This window comes from Mucilaginibacter sp. (assembly GCF_965201005.1).
Taxonomy (GTDB): domain Bacteria; phylum Bacteroidota; class Bacteroidia; order Sphingobacteriales; family Sphingobacteriaceae; genus Mucilaginibacter_A.
In genome coordinates this window covers 1,328,499-1,347,457 of sequence record NZ_OZ241747.1, presented here as the reverse complement: position 1 = coordinate 1,347,457, position 18,959 = coordinate 1,328,499, and the positions used below count along the sequence as shown (strand labels likewise).

The 18,959-nt window shown below is 35.2% G+C and carries 14 protein-coding genes; 9 read left to right on the top strand and 5 right to left on the bottom strand.

Features of this window, described 5'->3' with window-relative positions:
* Positions 1-357 precede the first annotated feature (357 nt).
* The 4 genes from ACOFKR_RS06245 to ACOFKR_RS06230 form a co-directional block, all read right to left on the bottom strand.
* Positions 358-963 carry a tyrosine-protein kinase family protein gene (locus ACOFKR_RS06245; protein ID WP_419803160.1) on the bottom strand — a complete coding sequence of 202 codons (606 nt, stop codon included), beginning with the start codon at positions 961-963 and terminating at the stop codon, positions 358-360.
* Positions 923-2,686 (bottom strand): GumC family protein, encoded by a 1,764-nt coding sequence (locus ACOFKR_RS06240; RefSeq protein ID WP_419803159.1) that lies wholly within the window; start codon positions 2,684-2,686, stop codon positions 923-925. The genes ACOFKR_RS06245 and ACOFKR_RS06240 overlap by 41 nt, the downstream gene beginning before the upstream one ends.
* 10 nt (positions 2,687-2,696) lie before the next feature.
* The gene (locus ACOFKR_RS06235; protein WP_419803158.1) at positions 2,697-3,485 is read right to left on the bottom strand and encodes a polysaccharide biosynthesis/export family protein; all 789 of its coding nucleotides are present in this window, start codon (positions 3,483-3,485) and stop codon (positions 2,697-2,699) included.
* Positions 3,486-3,801: 316 nt separating this feature from the next.
* Complete coding sequence (locus tag ACOFKR_RS06230; protein WP_419803157.1) at positions 3,802-4,275, bottom strand: OmpA family protein; 474 nt, start codon at positions 4,273-4,275, stop codon at positions 3,802-3,804.
* 598 nt (positions 4,276-4,873) lie between these two features.
* On the opposite strand from ACOFKR_RS06230, the gene ACOFKR_RS06225 reads away from it, so the two are divergent.
* Positions 4,874-7,933, top strand: a complete 3,060-nt coding sequence (locus tag ACOFKR_RS06225; RefSeq protein ID WP_419803156.1) for a FlgD immunoglobulin-like domain containing protein — start codon at positions 4,874-4,876, stop codon at positions 7,931-7,933.
* A 201-nt stretch (positions 7,934-8,134) separates the two neighbouring features.
* Here the strand turns inward: ACOFKR_RS06225 and ACOFKR_RS06220 are convergent, their stop codons facing one another.
* Positions 8,135-9,073, bottom strand: coding sequence for a hypothetical protein (locus ACOFKR_RS06220; RefSeq protein WP_419803155.1), 939 nt, complete (start codon positions 9,071-9,073; stop codon positions 8,135-8,137).
* A gap of 268 nt (positions 9,074-9,341) precedes the next feature.
* Here ACOFKR_RS06220 and ACOFKR_RS06215 point away from each other — a divergent pair, with 268 nt between their 5' ends.
* From ACOFKR_RS06215 to ACOFKR_RS06180, 8 genes are all read left to right on the top strand, one after another.
* On the top strand, positions 9,342-10,226 hold the full coding sequence (locus ACOFKR_RS06215; protein WP_419803154.1) for a glycosyltransferase family 8 protein: 885 nt from the start codon (positions 9,342-9,344) through the stop codon (positions 10,224-10,226).
* Positions 10,227-11,039: 813 nt separating this feature from the next.
* Positions 11,040-11,828: a polysaccharide biosynthesis/export family protein gene (locus ACOFKR_RS06210; protein WP_419803153.1), complete on the top strand. Its 789-nt coding sequence runs from the start codon at positions 11,040-11,042 to the stop codon at positions 11,826-11,828.
* 2 nt (positions 11,829-11,830) lie between these two features.
* Positions 11,831-14,188, top strand: coding sequence for a GumC family protein (locus ACOFKR_RS06205; RefSeq protein WP_419803152.1), 2,358 nt, complete (start codon positions 11,831-11,833; stop codon positions 14,186-14,188).
* Positions 14,189-14,688: 500 nt separating this feature from the next.
* Entirely contained in the window at positions 14,689-15,555 is an 867-nt protein-coding gene (locus ACOFKR_RS06200) for an ABC transporter permease (protein ID WP_419803151.1), read from the top strand.
* 82 nt (positions 15,556-15,637) lie between these two features.
* Complete coding sequence (locus ACOFKR_RS06195; RefSeq protein WP_419803150.1) at positions 15,638-16,375, top strand: glycosyltransferase family 25 protein; 738 nt, start codon at positions 15,638-15,640, stop codon at positions 16,373-16,375.
* 99 nt (positions 16,376-16,474) lie between these two features.
* Positions 16,475-16,930 carry a hypothetical protein gene (locus tag ACOFKR_RS06190; RefSeq protein WP_419803149.1) on the top strand — a complete coding sequence of 152 codons (456 nt, stop codon included), beginning with the start codon at positions 16,475-16,477 and terminating at the stop codon, positions 16,928-16,930.
* Positions 16,914-17,585, top strand: a complete 672-nt coding sequence (locus ACOFKR_RS06185) for an exostosin domain-containing protein (RefSeq protein ID WP_419803148.1) — start codon at positions 16,914-16,916, stop codon at positions 17,583-17,585. The genes ACOFKR_RS06190 and ACOFKR_RS06185 overlap by 17 nt, the downstream gene beginning before the upstream one ends.
* A gap of 53 nt (positions 17,586-17,638) precedes the next feature.
* The gene (locus ACOFKR_RS06180; RefSeq protein WP_419803147.1) at positions 17,639-18,931 is read left to right on the top strand and encodes an ABC transporter ATP-binding protein; all 1,293 of its coding nucleotides are present in this window, start codon (positions 17,639-17,641) and stop codon (positions 18,929-18,931) included.
* Positions 18,932-18,959: the final 28 nt, after the last annotated feature.

The following is an 18,959-nucleotide window of genomic DNA, read 5'->3' as shown; positions in this document are numbered from 1 at the left end:
GTAAACGCTGCAAAACTAACGATAATAATAAATGGTGGTTAAATGTTATACGGTTATCAGATCATTTAGAATTATAAAAATCAAAATTTTTGCATCACTAAAATGTATTATTGTTTTTGATAAATTTTGCAAAAGGCATAAATTTTAACTCGGTTGATTCTTTACAAAAACTAAAATAAATGCTTCTTTTAGCGTATAAAATCTGACTAAAATTTATGCCATAAAAGAAGCATCGGTTTGAACAAAGTTAGCGGTGTTGGTTTTACAATTAACTGAAACGAAATGCTTCTTTTAGCATATAAAATTTGACGAAAATTTAGGGTACAAAAGAAGCATCAGTTTGAAAAAAGATGACATTTACCCTTTAAAACCGGTAAGAAATTTTTTACTTTTCTTTTCTTCATAGGTGTAACCGTAGCCGTATCCGTAACCATACCCGTAACCATATTTGCTACCGATCCCTCTGCCGGAAACACCATTGAAAACAATTGCGGCATTGGTCAATTTATTTAAGCGGTTGTTTTCGTCAATACGTTCAATAAATACTTTTGGCGTGTAACCATGCCTTACAATATATAATGTGGCATCGCAAAACGGAGATACAATATACGCATCAGAAACCGGCCCAACCGGCGCAATATCAATTACAATATAGTCAAACAGGCCATCGAGATAATTTAATAAATCCTCTGCTTTGCCATTCATAATTAATTCCGAAGGATTTTTGGGCAATTTACCGGTTGAGATAAACGAAAGGTTTTCATCTACTTCAGTCTGCCTGATGATTTTGTCCGGAGTAGCTGTCCCCTGCAAAAATTCTGTAACACCAACATGTTCAGGGTCGATGTTCAGCTTACCGGCCAGCGAAGGATTGTTCAGATCAAAATCCACCAATGCCACTTTTTTACCGGTTAATGCTAAACTAATGGCCAGATTTGGCGGCAACAAAACTCTTGCCTTCACCGGAAATTGCAGAAGTTATCAGGATACGTTTTTGCTTGGCACCAATACCCAGATAATTCAGCGTTGTCCTCAGCTTTCTGAATTGTTCTGCAATCAATGTTTTTTGATTGTTACCGATCACGATGGCATTTTTGGATTTTTCAGCAGTGATCTCGCCAATTACCGGCAACTGGGTCAACTCTTCAATTTCCTTTTGGAACATGACTTTGCTGCGCAAACTTTCTTTTCCGACCACCACACCAAAACCGGTAATTAATGCTAATAAAAATGCACTTAAATACACAAACTTCTTTTTAGGGCTTACCGGATTTTCACCGGACTCTGCCGGATCGATAATTTTATTTCCCATGATATTAGAAACATAGGATAATTCGGTTTCCTCTTTTTTGTTCAGCAAAAACGTGTATAGATTGCTTTTTTCGGTTTGTTCCCGGTTAATGTCAACCAATTGTCGCTGCGTTTCAGGCAATCCCTGCAAAACAGAACTATATGAGCTGTTGGTAGCTGATAAATTACTCCTGCTTGCTTCCAGACTTTTTCTTTGGTTGCGCACGTTTTCTAAAATCTGCGGCCGGATTTTATTGATCTGATCAGTATATGAAACTGTTAAAGGATTGTTTTCGCCTGTTGTTTTTCTCAAACTTTCTGATTGAATTTCTAAATCATACAAGTTTTTAACCATTTGCGTTAAGCTCGGGTCATCAACACCGGCCATTGAAGGTACTATTCCGCCGGACAAATCCCGGGAGCGGACAGAACTTTCTACCTGGTTTAAAACAGAAAGTTTGGTATTGATCTCACTGACTTTCTGATCGTTAGTGCTTACGTTTTCTAAAAATAATTTTCCCTGGGTATCAACATCAACGGCTCCTTTGTTTGCTTTGTAAGCTTGTTGCCTGTGTTCAATTTTTATCAGATCATCCCCCACCTGGGCCAAACGTTCTTCAATGAACTTAGAAGTATTCCGGGCCAATGTGTTTTTATCATCAATGATCGATTCGTTATAAACCCTAATCAGTTCATTTACAATATCTTCCCCTCTCACCGGGCTTTCGTCGGTAAAACTAATGTTGATAATACTTGACAATTTGTTGGCTGCAGTGATTTTTACCCGAGATGCCAGGGAAGTAACAACTTTTTTGGGGTCAACCAAAGAAAAGTACAGTTTTTTATCAGGTTCTAAATCAGAATGATACTTATTGGTTTTGAATTTTAGCCGGCCAAAAGGAGTATCAACCCATTCATTAAGCAAATAAGTATTTTTGCCAATTTTTATATGCGAACTATCGGTTGTAAAGTAAACCTTATTGGCCCTTTTGGTATTGGTGGTATCTGTTACGATGGTTATCGGCGAACTTGCATAAGCAGAAATACTGTTGAAACGTTTTTCTTCGGATACCGGAGCAGCCAAATTAAGGTTTTTAACTACCTGGTTTAACAATGTTTTGGATTGAATAACTTCCATTTCATTGTCTATGATTTTTTTGGGCGAGATCAAATCCAAGGATTCTAATGTTTTAGAATCTTCTGAACCTTTTTTTTCATCTTTAATCAAAATCCGCGCATTTGTTTCATAAACCGGAACGGCCATCTTTAGGTAAAACCAGCCTCCGATCATTGCCACAATAATCAGCAATAAAAACAGCGGCCAGTAGGGTAAATACCGAAAGATGAAAGTGCTGCTAAAATCAGATTCTTTATTTTCAGAAATTTTTCTGTTCATTTTCTTTAGATCACTTAAATTTTATATTAGTCAGTATAATGGCGAGAAAAGACAATCCGCTCAAAATAATCGGCAAAATAACCACCGTACGGCCAGAACTTGATATTTTGGCCTTATTTGCCTCAACATAAACAATATCGTTGGATTTGAGGTAATAATAATTTGAGTTAAATAGTTGATTGGTATTAAGATTCAGCCTTTTAAAAGTTTTTTTACCTTGCTCTTCCCGAATAATCAGTACGTTGTCTTTTCGTCCGTAAACCGTAATATCGCCAGCCAAACCTAAAGCTTCTAACAAAGATATTTTTTCGCTGGGCACGTTCAATACCGTTGGACGGGCAACTTCGCCCAAAACACTTACTTTAAAATTCAGTTGCCTTACTACCACAACCGGGTCAACCAGTAATTTTCTGTCCAACAAATTTTTGGTGATCAAATCTTTCAGTTGTGTAGTTGTTAAACCGGAAACTTTAAGGTTACCGATTACCGGGAACTGTATATTTCCATCTGTATTGACCAGATAGCCAGGCGACTGCAAATTGATCCCTGAAGCGGACGAAGAACTTACATAAGAATTGTTTGGGGAATTAAAAATTGCTGTTGCCGCTGGGTTTAAACTGCTTACTGCAATGCTTAATAAATCATTGGCCTGGATGTATGTTAACGGTGCCTCATTTTTTGAAGCCAGCGTTGTGTCCCGCTGATTGGCGAAATAGATTGTTTTTTTTACGTCAACACAGGAAGAGAGTGTTAACTGGTATAAAAAAAATAAGAAAATCAGGCTGGTGTTTAATTTCATTTTTTAATTGTGTTAAGCATTAAGTAAGGTAGCAGATATACAAAATTAGTTTAAAAATTTGATAAAATAAATGCGGGTTTGTTTAAAATCTGATCGGTATATATACCAACTCCTGATAAAGTATCAATTTATCAGGAGTTGGGAAAAAATATTTGTCGCTCAAAACCGTAAATACAGGGTTTGTGTTTATGATTTTGAATCAGGTTCTGGTCAACAAAAACTTCTAAATACTGCATAATGAAATTTATACGGTAAAAGAAGCATTATAGTTTTTTATTCTGATGACACTACTAATGGCCAGGATCAAGATTTGATACTATTTATTAATTTCTTTTAGTTTTATTTCAACCCTTCTGTTGCGCTGCCTGCCTTCGGCGGTTTTGTTAGTGGCAATCGGGATGGTGCTGCCATATGGAATGGCCACAATCCTTTCCTTTTTAACACCTTTACTAATCAGGTAATCTTTTACTTCAACCGCCCTTTTTTCAGACAAAACCCAGTTCGGTTTGTATTGTCCGATTGAATCGGCATGGCCACGCAGCGATACTACATACTCGTCTTCAACCATCAGCTTTGCCAGCTTGTTCAAATTTGCATCATACGTTTTCCGTACAGAAGCTTTGGCAAAATCATATTCAATATTTTTGGTTACTTCGGCGATCAGGGCACTTTTGTCTATAATGCTTCTTTTAGCCACCATTTTTTTGTTTGTGTGAAAATCGAAAGCCTTAACGCCTGCAAAAATCATCACCACTGCACAAATTGTAAAAAATAATACTTTGGTTTTCATAATATATTGGTTTTAGTTATTAATGCGAAATATACATATTTTAATAATATTTGTTTCGGGAGCAAAACATTATTATTACTTACGAAATTATTTCGTTTATGATTTTTTGACTGACTTACATTCTTCAAAAATGAACTTTTAGTTAAACATTCTTGCCAAATTCTAATTTCAAAATTTTATTTAACTCAGCCTGATGCTTCTTTTAGCACCATAATTTCGGATTTATAATTCACCTCTGAAAAAAACGAACTAAAATTGACTGATTTTTAGGCAATAAAAGAAGCATTGTAAAATAAATTCAATAAAATTCAAACAGGCCGTAAAACATGGTTTCAAAAACCATTATTTGCATAATAATATATTTTATCAGATTTGACACAGTTAAATTTTTAAATTGCAGTGCACCAATAAAATCTGGTTAGTAAAAGGACAACTTTTTAAGTTTAAAAACCGTTACAAGAAATCAAAACATCAGTTGTTACAGTATTTTATGCTATTAAATAGGCTATAACATCAACAAATAACAGGTTTAAACAAATTAAAATCCAAATATTGCATGTCCGTTTATTCTTTTGTTAAGAAAGTATTTTGTTTCTGTTTGTTATTACTTTCCTTTAATATTATCCGGGCACAACAGGTTAAAAAAGTTGACTGTTGTGGCGATATTAATACAAAGGCCACCATTATTATCAATGATAATGCTTCAAATGCAGCCACCCTCACATCTCCAGGTACAGTCAACACCAGCTTTAACTTTAAACTCAGCAGTTCTGCAAATACTTCTGCCGGTGTTTATAACACCGATGGCAGCCTGATCCGAACTTTGTGGAGCGGTGTACGGTATGATGCCGGTTGTTACGTTGGCCAATGGGACGGCTTACTGGATGATGGCACACAGGCGGCTTATGGTAGTTATAATATAAAGCTTCTAAGTAACAACATTAATTCAACCTGGTGCACCGGTGTAATAGGGAATACATCTACAGATTTGACCGGTGATGGCGTGATCAACGCTGCGCCTGTTAACATGTGTTTTTCTGTGGCAAAAGGATATGCAACAAATGGTTATAGCGAACATGGTGCCGTTTTGAAATCTTTTGATTTAGCTGACCCAAACAAGTACACTAACCTGCGCTATAATATGACCACGCAATCCACAAACCAGATGTGGACAGACGGAAATATTATCTATTGTGGGGGCGGCGTCCAGTTAGGGTATGACGCCAATATGAACATTAACCAAAACAACTGGGTATATGCCCAGTACACTTCTGCAAATGGTGATCCGAACACTGGCATTGTCGCGTTTCCTTCAGGCGTTGTAGAAGACAGCAATAATAGCGGTTCCGGCAATGTACATTATGACCATGCTTTGTCTGTAACAAAAACCGATTACAAAGGCGTTATATCCGCAATGGAAGGACAGCAGTCCGGTAATTTTTTGTTTGTTGCCCGAAACCTGAAAAATGAACTACAGGTAATTGACCGCAGGGCCTCTTCAGGTGCTTTATTACAAACTTTGACTTACCCGGATATTAAAGGGATAGGATGTGATGCTTCAACCTTTATTTATATCGTTTACAATAATGCCGTGCATAAATTGACCATAAACAGTGATGGTACATTAACAGATACGGGCATAAACTTTACGGGCATTACAACCCCTGGTTGCTTGGCCGTTTCCCCAGACGGCAGCAAGATCGCGGTGGCCGATGACGATACCAAACAGGTAAAATTTTATGGCCCTGCAGGAGGCGCGGCAGTTTATGTTTTGGGGGCGGCAGGCGGTTATGGCACATCACCACTTGCCGGCGAAGCACGTTTTTTTTCAATAAATTATATCAAATTTCAAAAAGACGGGTCTTTTTGGGTTGGCGATGTGCCTTATGACAATGACCACAACCTGTCCAACAACCGGGCAGTACATTTCAATGCTGATTATTCCTACAAAGAATCAAGCCAGCACATCCCCTCCTTCAGAAGTGCCCATATCGACCTGAACAACCCCACACGTTATTTTGCCAACTTTTTAGAGTTTAGGCGGGATTACTCAAAACCTTTGGACAATGGCAAAAACGGAAGTTGGAAATTTTACGCCAACTGGGGGGACAAGATCCAGGGGTACGATATTTTTCAACGCTTTGGTCAGGTTGTGACATTGGGCAATGGCCGTACTTATGCTTACGCCGGGGGACAAATCTATGAACTGGACGAGGCCGCCGGTGCAAGGGCAACGGGTGTGTACTTAAGTAACAATCAAAAGTTAGGAAAAGACGGATCACTGTTTACAATAAATAGTATTGATAATGCGCAAGATCAGGTAACTGTCCAAACAATATCTTTTGATGCCAGTAATAACCCTGTTTTTTCCTCACCTACGGTTTTTGTAACCTCACCCTACAACAACAACCATAATTTTGGGCAAGTACCGGCCACCCCTTATGATTTCGGGGTTGGCTTTAGCGCAACTTCACCAAGATATATATTTTATAACGGAAGTTCCCCGTGGTCCCAAACGAAGGACGATCCGACCATAAACTGGCATTTAGGTTCAGTTTTAAAAGGCCAAAATAAATATGAATGGGTTACTGCACGGGGCACGGCAACTGATTATGTGGGCGATTACCCTGCCAATGGCGACATAGATATTGGCAATGGTTACCCGACCGCACACGCTGGTGGCAATTTAATGATGGTAGGAAGGTTTGCAATAATCCAGATCGCCAGTGAGTTCTGGAAAAATTATACCGGAGGGGCGTTTCAAAACAACCTTCATAATATATACTATGATAACGGATTGTTCTTGGTCCAGGGCGGTTCAACAGGTCAAAAATCAAATTTACTGGGCAGTCCTGCACCAATGGCGGCAGGCAATGCTTTTGCCACAGATGCTGTTTTAGGCCCCAACGGGAACATCACGCTTGCTTATTGTGATGAAGGGCAACACGGTGGTATAGGGACTTTTGAAATTTCTGGCCTGGAAACCATAAAAGAAACTGTTGTGCCCATGACCATTAAGGCACCTATCACCCTTACAGAAGACAAAACAAACCTGATGCGGGGCCTGCCTTTCCGCTCACAAAACTTTACCGGTGGCAATGGCTGGAGTTTAAACAGGCAACCTGATGCCAACTTTAATGTAAAAACATCTGTGTTGACCTATAAGCCTGACAACATAGATGTTTTTGTGACCGGCACAAGTAATTCTGAAAGCTATGTATTGAGGTCATTGGAAGACCAGGGTGCAAACAACACAAACAATTATTTATTGACGGGAAAAATGTGCTGGTTTACGGGAAAAAGCTACCCGGGTTATGAGGGCGTAAGGTATCAGGTACTGGACGTAAACGGTAAAGTATTGATCGATTTTAACGTTCTGATGGATTCCGGCAATGGGTACCTGCAAAGCGTTAAGATCAACGGTATTACTGTGCAGTCAGGGTTTGAATATTTGCCGTTTGCAAGCTTTATTCAAATACCGCAAAACTTTTCTGTCAAAAACATAAACGGGTTATTGACGGTCAGTTATGCCGGTTATTCAACAACTGTAAATACGCCTTTTGAATCGGGAGGGGATTTGAACAAACCTTCCAACTTTAAGGTTCGTGTTTCTGGCAATGCACAGTTAGGGATTTCGGAATTAAAGTTCGTAAAATAAATGCCTTTTCATAATATTAAAGAATAGTAATAACCATGTTGTCTTGCCAAGTACATGATGAATTAATTTTAACTGTAAAAACCGATCAATCAGAATAAATTATTTTCAATTTTACAACCAAACAGGTCTGCTGTATTTAGAGTAAAACTACTGGTAAATATAGCTATCACAAGTTTTAGAACAGAACCAATAATCAATACATTAAGAAAGCTTTTTACGAACAACATTAGAATTATGGTTGGAGTACTTCTTAGGATTCATTTGACGCCATTTTTTCTGTAATCTGTCAATCAAAAACCCCAATTTACTGAGATGGTTTTCATTATACTCTAATTCAATGTGGTTAAAATTAGTCGATTTACTTTTTTGTGAAAAATCTCTTTCCAATACATTATAAATATTGGTTCTTAAGGATGATACTAAGTGTATTGCAATTGTCTCTGAAGTTATATTATCTTGAATAGGGTACTTCATAACTTGTTGTGCCATCATAATTTGATTATTATTGAAATAGCATATTGCTTTTGATTTACCAGATAAAAATGCCCATATAGTTTGCTCTGACCAGTATAATTTTTTAGCTAAAGCATTTTTGAATGCATTTTTAATAACCGGCTTGTTTAGTAACTCCTCAATATAATTTAGATTGTAAAGTTCTTTTGGAAAATAAAAAAAACCTGAATTTATATAAGGATATATTGGAAACTTGATCTGAATAAACTCTAACGGTTGAAATGAGTATGCATTGAATGTATCAGACATAAAAATTGGCAAATTAGCAAACTTAGGCAAAGTAAAGTTTTTAATGAAGTATATATCACTATCTATATAAAAAGTATCTTCATCTTTATAAAGCATTATGTCAAATAATTTTATCCCATATATAGTACTGTTTCTGTAGGCCAAACAGGCAGGATAATTAGACAATTTTTCTTCAACTTGTTTGTCAATATCCGCTTTATCTATTACAGAACTGCCTTTTAAAGATGTTTTTAGTAATAGCTTGTCTTCATTACTTAAAGTTCCGTCTTCAAAAATCTGTAAATGAATTTCATTTTCTGAGTTTTCAATAAATGTTTTTAAACAGGATATTGAAAAGTCAAGTCCCTTATGACCTAACAAAGTTTTACAGTTTATCATTAAATTATAGTTGCTGTTTTATTAGTAAAATCTTAACAACGCAATTTATAAATATTATTTGAAACTGTTTAAACTTTTTACTACATGTTACATGCTTCTTTTATGATTATGTTTTTAATTTATGATTATTGATGATTAGAAAATTTATATATCTGCCAAATTTTAGTTATTAAAAGAAGCTTATAAAAAACCCTTGGTTGAAAGTTAAATAGACTTTTAGTTGCTCTATCATTTTTTTATCATATTTTAGCTTTCAATTTAATCGCAAATGGAATTAACAGAAAAAATAACAGTTGTTGTGGCTTCGGACAATTTTTATGCAATACTGGCAACTGCACTTATAAAATCAATCGAATTAAATCACAAAACAAAAGAACTGATTGATTTTATAATTATTGATGACGGCATCTCTAAAACGAACAAAGAAAAAATAATAAATTCTGTTAATCCTGAAATGACTACAATCTCCTGGGTTAAGATAAAGGATATTGTTCCGCCTGGTGTTACTATTCCTCTTGAAGTTTCACATTACCCTATAACAGCCTACCTACGTTTATTTGCCCCTGCTGCTGCCGGAGTAGAATGTAAAAAACTTATCTATTTAGATGTAGATATGATACTTTATGATGATATTTCACTTTTATATCATACCAATATTGGTGATAACATTGTTGGCGCAGTACAAGATTATCAGATGATAGTAAGTTCACCTACTGCAATACGAAATTACAAGGAACTGGGGCTTCCTGCAAATATGAAGTATTTCAATTCAGGTTTGCTTTTAATGAATACGGAAAAGTGGATTCAGGAAGATATTGCTAATAAAGTAATCCAATGCCTCTACGATAATAAAAAATATATATTGTATCCTGATCAATATGGTTTAAATGTAGTTTTACGTAACGATTGGTATGAAATAGGTCGAATTTGGAACCATAGTGATCTATTTGAATATCCAGACGATGTAAAACTGGTTCATTTTATTGATATAAAACCAATATTCAAGTCTTGCTTTTCAAAAGAACAGCACAAAAGAGAGTTTTATAGAATTTTGAGTTACACAGCCTATAAAGATTTTAAACCAATTCCTGAATATAGAAGATTATTTAATAAAGGCTTTTCAAAAATAAAAAATAAAATTACTAAAGCATAATTATAAAGGCTATACTGGTTAAATTTCTGCCTATTTTGAAATATAGTTGTAAGTGGATTATAAAAAATCCTGATTTATTTATTGCATCATTTAGCAATTTGGTATTTAATACTAATTATGCGATTATAGATTACTAAATTAAAAATGCTTTTTTTATGTCTAAAATAACTAAAAATACAAAGTTTAATTTTTATTTGGTTAAGGCACAAAACACAAATTTATAGTACTAAAATAATGTTTAAAGTTTTTAGAATCTGTTTAAAGTTTATCTAATCTATTTTCTATGCTTCTTTTACCACATAAAAAACGGAACTATCTATGATTCTTTTATCGGCCTAAAATTGAAAAAAGCAAGATTTACAGGCATAAAAGAAGCACGATGTTTTTTTCGGCATAAATTTAAACAGGCTCTTATAAATGTAGTTTAAACAAGCTCCTGATAATTGAGATAGATATCTTATAATTTGAAAAAAGCATTAAATGAAAAATTCAAGCATCAACCTTGATAAACTTTTTGAACATTATTGTAATGCTTCTTTTACAACCTTAAATTTGATGATTGTAATATACATGTGAATCATCATCAGCTGCAAAACTAAATTTGAAGGCATAAAAGAAACATCTAGCTTGTTTGCATAAACCTGAAAAAGAGTTTTATATTGGCAGGGCTCAATATTTTCATCTAAACAAAAAAATATTAATATAACTTAGCCTAACAGCAACCGTAGAAGAGCACTTATTGTGTAGCTGTACCGGACAGCAGTTTTTTGAATATTTACTTTATACTTCTATATTAGCCACAAAAATTCCTTTATGATTAAAAATTTGCTTTATAGCATATTAGTTGCTATTGTTTTCACGTCCTGCGCAACCAACAAAGATCTTGCGTACTTTCAAGATGTCAGCAGAACTTCGGTTACTTCGGAAAAAGCAGAACCCTACATACCGGTCACAATTCAACCGTTAGATATAATAGCCTTAAATATAAGCAGCCTTAACCCGGATGCATCTGCAGTTTATAATCATGGAGTGGTTAGCAATAATGCAACAACGGTTACCGGCGCAACAGATGCAACTGCGGCTTCAACAGGTTATCTGGTTGATAATGCCGGCAACATTCAACTGCCGATTTTGGGTTCTATAAAAGTGTCCGGCCAAACCATCCCCGAATTTAAAAAATCCTTGACAGCCTTACTTCAAAAATATTTAAAAGAGCCTTACGTAACCGCAAGCATCAGTAATTTTAAAGTAACTGTGATGGGCGATGTGGGCAGCCCAAGAGTGTTAAGGGTACAGAATGAGAGAATCAATGTTACCGATGCATTAACATTGGCTGGAGATTTGAACGTTTCAGCCGATAGGAGTACAATACTTCTGATCAGGGAACAAAACGGAAAAAGGGATTACATACCAATTAATTTAAACTCAAAAGATATTTTCAACTCGCCGTATTATTACCTTAAAAGTAATGATATTATTTATGTTACTCCGGGCAAATATAAAAATACTCTGGCTTTAGATCGTGCCAACAGAAACATTGGTATCATCACAACAATAATTTCTTTAGGAATTACTATCGTTTATTTTATTACCAGAAAATAAATATGGATACAGAACAAATGCAATACCCGGTAAACGAAGAAACTGATAATTTCAACGCTTTAAAATACTTTTTATCCCGTTGTGTTTATCACTGGCCATTGTTTTTAATTGGTGTGTTGATCACAACTGGTATTGCCTATTACAGTCTTAAAAAACAAAAACCTTTGTTTGAATCTGATGCTAAAGTTTTAGTCAATGATGGAAAATCTGCCGGGGCTAATACAGCATTAGAAAAATTGAACGTAGGTGAAGTTTCAAAAGGAATTGATAATGAAATAGAAATTTTAAGGTCAAGGCCACTGGTTTTGGAGGCAGTTAAAGACCTTAATTTATGGATACAATATCAGGAAATAGGGAAATATTATCAAAAAGATGTGTATAGCACAGCTCCTGTCCGGTTTAAAATAATAAATAAAACTAAACCTGTCGGAAATTTATATTTTGATATTATTGTTTTGGCAGACAATCATTTTGTACTGTTAAAGTCGGATGGTTCAACCCTTAATACTTCTTTCAATACCGTTTTAAAAAATAGTTTTGGTGAATGGATGCTTACCGCTACAAAGTTTACACCTGATTATATTGGTAAAAAAATCAGGATCAATTTAAGTAACCCTGATGTAGTAGCCAGTGCTTATCAAAACAATGTTAAAGTTTTAGCTTCCTCGACCGGTTCAAACCTTTTAAATTTAAGTGTTAGCGATGAAGTTCCGGAAAGAGGTAAAAACTTTTTAAAAGCCTTGATTGACAATTATATTGTCAAAACAAAGGAAAACAAAAATTTAGCTCAGGCTAATTCTCTTAAGTTTCTTAATAAACGTATTGCAGAGACTACCCAAGAACTTAATGATGCTGAAAGGAAAACAGCAGGTTATAAAAGCAGTAATCAATTTACCGATATTTCTGCAAAAGGGGGTGCTTATCTGGGAAATGTACAAAACAATGATGCAAAACTTGCTGAACTAAAAATCCAGTTGGATATTTTGTCCAGTATAGAAAACTTTGTAAATTCTTCTCGGAATGACAATAATGTTCCGGTTACAACTGGTATTACGGATGGAACCCTTGCCGGATTGGTCAATCAGTTGTCAATTGTGTTACAACAAAGAAATAAGCTGCTGGCAACAACGCCCGAAAGCAACCCTATTTTTGAGCCAATCAATAAACAAATCAAATCCATAAAAGATGCCATAAAAGAAGCATTGCGTGGTGTCCGGTCATCTTTAATGATCACAAAAAGAGAGCTGGAATCAAACAATTCGCGTTTTGAGTCTTCTTTTAAAGAAGTTCCGGCCCAGGAAAAAGAGTTTGTTGGTTTGACTCGGCAAAAAACGTTAAAAGAAGATCAGTATTTGTATTTGTCTCAACAGCGCGAAACGATTGCCTTAAACTATGCTTCAACCTTGTCTGATGTACAAATTGTTGATGCGCCGCATGAAGCGGGTATGACCCCTTCTAAAGCACCGCTGGTATTAACAACTGCTTTCATTTTAGGATTACTGCTGCCTGCAGGGTTTGTTTATGGCAGAACTGCTTTAAAAAATCAGATCATTGATAAACGCGAAATCGAAAGCAGTACCAAAGTACCTGTGGTATCTGAAATCAATTATGAAGAAAGTAATTCACTGAAATCTATCACCAGCAGAAATGGAAATATTTTTGGCGAGCAGATCAGAGAATTGCGGACAAAGTTGCTTCACCTGCATCAAAATAAAGCAAAAGGAAGGGTAACTTTGTTTACTTCCAGCACTTCCGCTGAAGGAAAGAGTTTTATCGCCAGTAGCTTAGGGTTAGCAATTGCGGCATCAGGAAGAAAAACTGTAATTTTAGAATTGGATTTAAGAAAGCCCAAAATCTCTCAGAATTATGGTTTAAGCCCAGAGCATTTAGGTATCAGTGATTATCTATCCGGTAAGGTCACAGACTTACAGAAAATCCTTCAGCCTTCATTAATCAGACCAGAATTGTACATTATTGGTGCTGGCACAATTCCTGAAAATCCATCAGAGCTACTCGAAAATTACAGGATGCAAGGAATGCTCGATGAATTGAAAACACAGTTTGATGATATTTTGCTGGATACCCCACCCATTCATTTAGTTACCGATGCGATGATTGTTGCAGATTTGAGTGAGGTAACACTATACATCATCAGACAGGGATATACCTCTAAAGAAGAATTGGATTTCATCAAGCGCATTTCAAAAGAACGGCGCTTACCTAAACTAAACATTGTTTTCAACGGTGTTCAGAATCAAAAATATGGCAATGGTTATCATTATGATAACAGCTACTATACACAAAACGTTGAAAAAAAATCCTTAAAATCTAAATTCAAAGATTTTTTTTCCCGGTTTTAATCGGTTCCAAGGCATATGTTTATTTATTATGCCTGCTGCTTAAACTACCAGTTACCCAAGTTTAGTTTTTTATGATTGGGAATTGTCATCATTAAAAATTATTTAGTAACTAATGGGACTGAAAAGGCGAAGCCGTTTAAGTACAATAGTCAAAAAAAATGAAAATTTATTAATGGAGTATAAGTTTTATTATAATTACATTTGCAAAATGATTAAACGGATACAAATCTTTCATTTATAACTTTTAAAAATTATCTATTGAGTTTTTGTATTACTGCTTTAAAAATTTCAAATAACTATTAGAACATGGCAAAATTAGTTTAAGGCTTTTATTTACATGCTTCTTTTAGCACACAAAATTTGCTCTATTACACCAGTTTTTTATCAGCAATAATCACAGAAGCAAAATTTACTGGCATAAAAGAAGCATCATCAATTTATAACAAAAAGAATTAGTATCTAACTCTACGCATTTTAAACTTCATTCTTGTATCGTATATATGGACAAAAACTTAACTGCTGATCAACATCAGGTTTGGGACCTGGAAATCAAACCGCAAAACAGTGCATTTGATTTGCATTTAAAAGATGTTTGGAAGTATCGGGATTTATTGGGTTTGCTTGTACGCAGGGATTTTGTGTCTTTTTATAAGCAGACTATTTTAGGTCCGATTTGGTTTTTTGTCCAGCCTTTGGTCACCACGATCATGTTCACTTTTGTGTTTGGAACCTTGGCAAAAATACCTACTGATGGTTTGCCTCAGCCGTTGTTTTATATGGCTGGGATAACCGCATGGAATTATTTTGCGGATTGCCTGACAAAAACTTCCACTGTGTTTAAAGACAATGCGGACATCTTTGGAAAAGTTTATTTTCCAAGACTGATTATGCCTTTAAGTATTGTTTTGAGCAATCTGGTGCGCTTTGGCGTTCAATTTCTCTTATTTATAATGGTGATGATATTTTATGCCGTAAAAGGGGCACACTTTCATCTCACCTGGGCAATTACATTGTTTCCTTTAGTTGTGGTTTTGATGGCATCAATGGGTTTGGGTTTGGGCATGATTATTTCTGCCATGACAACCAAATATCGTGACCTAGCCTTTTTGATCACTTTTGGCATTCAGCTACTGATGTATGCAACACCGATTATCTATCCCCTATCTGCTGCGCCTGCAAAATATATATGGCTGATTTCATTAAACCCAATGTCTGAACTGATCGAAATTTTCCGGTACGGCTTTCTTGGCAGGGGAAGTTTCAGTTGGGGTGCTTTAGGTTACTCCACTATCATGACGGTCGCTTTTTTGATGTTGGGAACAGTCATTTTTAACAAAGTAGAAAAAAGTTTTGTTGATACTGTTTAGATGTAACAAATAAAATATGGCCGGTATGATTAGCTCGAACCCTTTAGAAATATTAAATACCTATTTCGACAAAATAATTTTGTTGACAATTGAAAGAAATGTATCAAGATTAGAAACCATTAAAAAAGTTTTAAACGGGCTTAATTATGAGGTTTTTTTAGGTGTTGATGGAGCTACTTTAGATTTAAAAAAGATGATCGGGTTAGGAGAAGTTTCTCCCGATATCGAAGAAATCTACAAACAAACCAATATGGATTATATGAATATGGTTTCTACAAAACCTATCCATATTAATCAAATAGCTTGTGCCCTTTCTCACATAAAAATATACGAATACATTAGTAATAATACGGATGATAAAGTATTGATATTAGAAGATGATGTAATCCCTGTAGAAGAAAACTTACAATATTTGGCTGAAACACTAAATCAAGCTCCAAAAAACTGGGAAGTTTTGTATTTAGGCCATGTTATTAATAATAATTTTAGCTTGTTTGGTAAAATAAAATATTACTATTTAACGCATTTTCTTTATAAAATTGGAATTAAAACAAAAGCAGTTGTACGTAAGAAAAAAACTTATCCTGCCCCGTTCTCTTCACTTTTGAAAAAGCAAGGTGCCCATATTGGCACACACGCTTATGCCGTACGTTGCAATGCTGTTAAAAAACTGATTAAATTACAAACGCCATTAGCACAAGTAGCCCCTGACCTGTTATTAATGGATGCAATCGCAAAAAATATAGTTACTTCCTACACTTCAAAATATATTTTTTTTAAACAAAACGATAAAATCCATTCTTCTATATGGGGAAAATAGAACATAATAACTATGAACTACAGTTTATATAATATTTTTAATTTACCAAGATTAAAACATTTAGCTTGTCACTAAAAAAATCTAATAAAACTAACCTCATTGGATTTAAATAAATTAAAACTATATACCGATCTTGACCTACTAAAAATAGATCAGCCTGTAGTTGATTTATTAGTCCCTTTTTGTGGCCAGGACAGTAAAGAAAGAAACCCCGAATTGAATATCACCATCGGGAGGTTTGACAAGTATGAAAAAGAAGGTAAAGGGTTTATTGAACTCACTTCTATCGAAGAAAGCGACGCTTTTTTGCTTCCCATTAGATATACTCAAAAAGAAAACGATGTCAAGTTTGAGCAGGAGATTAAAATTTTTGCTGAACTCGCTGAAAAAAGCGGAAAAAAAACATTTGTATTTTTAGGATCTGACATTGATTATTTTGATGTTAAAATAAAAAATGCCATAATCTTTTGCAATACCTTGTATCAATCCAGAAGAAAAAACAATGAATTTGCCTTCACATTTTTCTTTGAGGATTTTATTGAAAAATATCTATAATAACCAATTACCGTTACGCGAAAAATCAACTGTTCCAACCATTGGTTTTTGCGGATATGCGCCGCCGATGGCACAAAAATTCGGATTTTATAAGCTAAAAGAGGCATTAAGGCTGGGTATAAACTATCTTGGTTTTATTAAAAAATTTCCTTCTTATTCTGCCCATTCATATCGTGTCAGGGCTTTATTATCTGTATTGCGAAGTAAAAAAGTTAAAAATAATTTTATCATCCGGTCTAACTTTGGTTTTGGTGGTCCGGTGGGTGGTCTATACCCCGGAGGCGTAAAGGAATTGAATGCTTCCTTTAGGGAAGGCTATGTAAAAAATATTATTGATAGTGATTATACTTTGTGTGTAAGAGGCTATGGTAATAATTCTATCCGGTTTTTTGAAGCCTTGTGCTGCGGCCGGATACCAGTATTTGTAAATACCGATTGTGTATTGCCCTTCGATTTTATAATCGATTGGAAGAAATACTGTGTTTGGATAGAAGAAGATGAAATAGGGAACATACCGGAAAAAGTATTGGCATTTCATCAACAAAAAACACCTGATGAATTTAAAAATTTACAGATTGAAATCCGAAACATCTGGAAAGAATATTTTACACCAGAAGGGTTTTATAAAAATCTGCATTTGCATCTGAATGCTTAATCATATTATATACGATTGCTAAAAATAGTATAGCAACTATTAATTATACAATTATGTCAACAGCTATTAAAGTTGAAAACCTCTCCAAAGCATATCAGTTAGGTACTATCGGTACCGGTACACTTTCCCGGGATTTAGAACGCTGGATTGCCCGGGTCCGCGGTAAAGAAGATCCGTTTATGACTATCGGAGAAGCCAATGACCGTTCGGTAAAAGGCAGCAGTGATGTGGTATTGAGTTTAAATAACATCAGTTTCGATATACAGCAAGGCGATGCTGTAGGGATTATTGGCCGTAATGGTGCTGGTAAAAGTACCTTGTTAAAACTGCTTAGCCGGGTTACCTCCCCTACTACAGGTACTATAAAAGTTAAGGGCCGTATTGCCAGCTTGCTGGAAGTGGGGACCGGTTTCCACCCGGAACTGACTGGCCGTGAAAACATTTTCCTGAATGGTGCAATCCTCGGTATGCGCAAGCGTGAAATTGCCCGCAAGTTTGATCAGATTGTAGATTTCGCCGGTGTAGAAAGGTACATTGACACACCTGTAAAACGCTATTCTTCCGGTATGTATGTGCGTTTGGCTTTTGCAGTAGCTGCACACTTGGAATCAGAAATTTTAATTGTAGATGAAGTATTAGCAGTTGGTGATGCGGAATTCCAAAAAAAGTGTCTGGGCAAAATGGGGGAAGTAAGTAAAGGTGAAGGACGAACAGTTTTGTTTGTAAGTCATAATATGAGTTCAATTGCCACACTTTGCACCAAAGGCATATTATTAAACAAAGGATCGGTAGAGATTAATGGTTCTGCTACAGAATGCGTAGCGGCTTATTTAGCAGAATATAAATCGAAAGAACTTAAAACCTTATGGTTTAATAAAGATAAAAAATTCCAAGATAAAAGTTTCAACCTAACTAAAGTAGCTTTATTAAATAATAATTTACAAGATATTACAAGTACAGTAGTTGATAGCGAGGAAGTTTTAAATTTATTGATTGAAGGTAATATTACTGAATATGATCCTGCTTTAAAAATTGGATATGAATTAATCGATGGAAACGAAAGGGTGTTATTCACTTCATTAACAACAGATTCACAACAATCGGCATGGCCGGAATTAAAGGAGGGTAAAAACAGCATCATTACCCAGATTCCTACTAAAATACTAATGCCTGGAAAATATATAATCAATATTCATATTAGTTTACATCACCAAAAATGGATTTGTAATGCTGAAGAATCACAACTAACTTTAAATTTTCAATTAGTCAAATCAAATATAGAATCTCCATATTGGTCAGAAGGCTCAGGATTAATTGACATCCAAAATAAGTTTGTTTTACAATGATATCAAATAGCTTACTATAGTATACAAT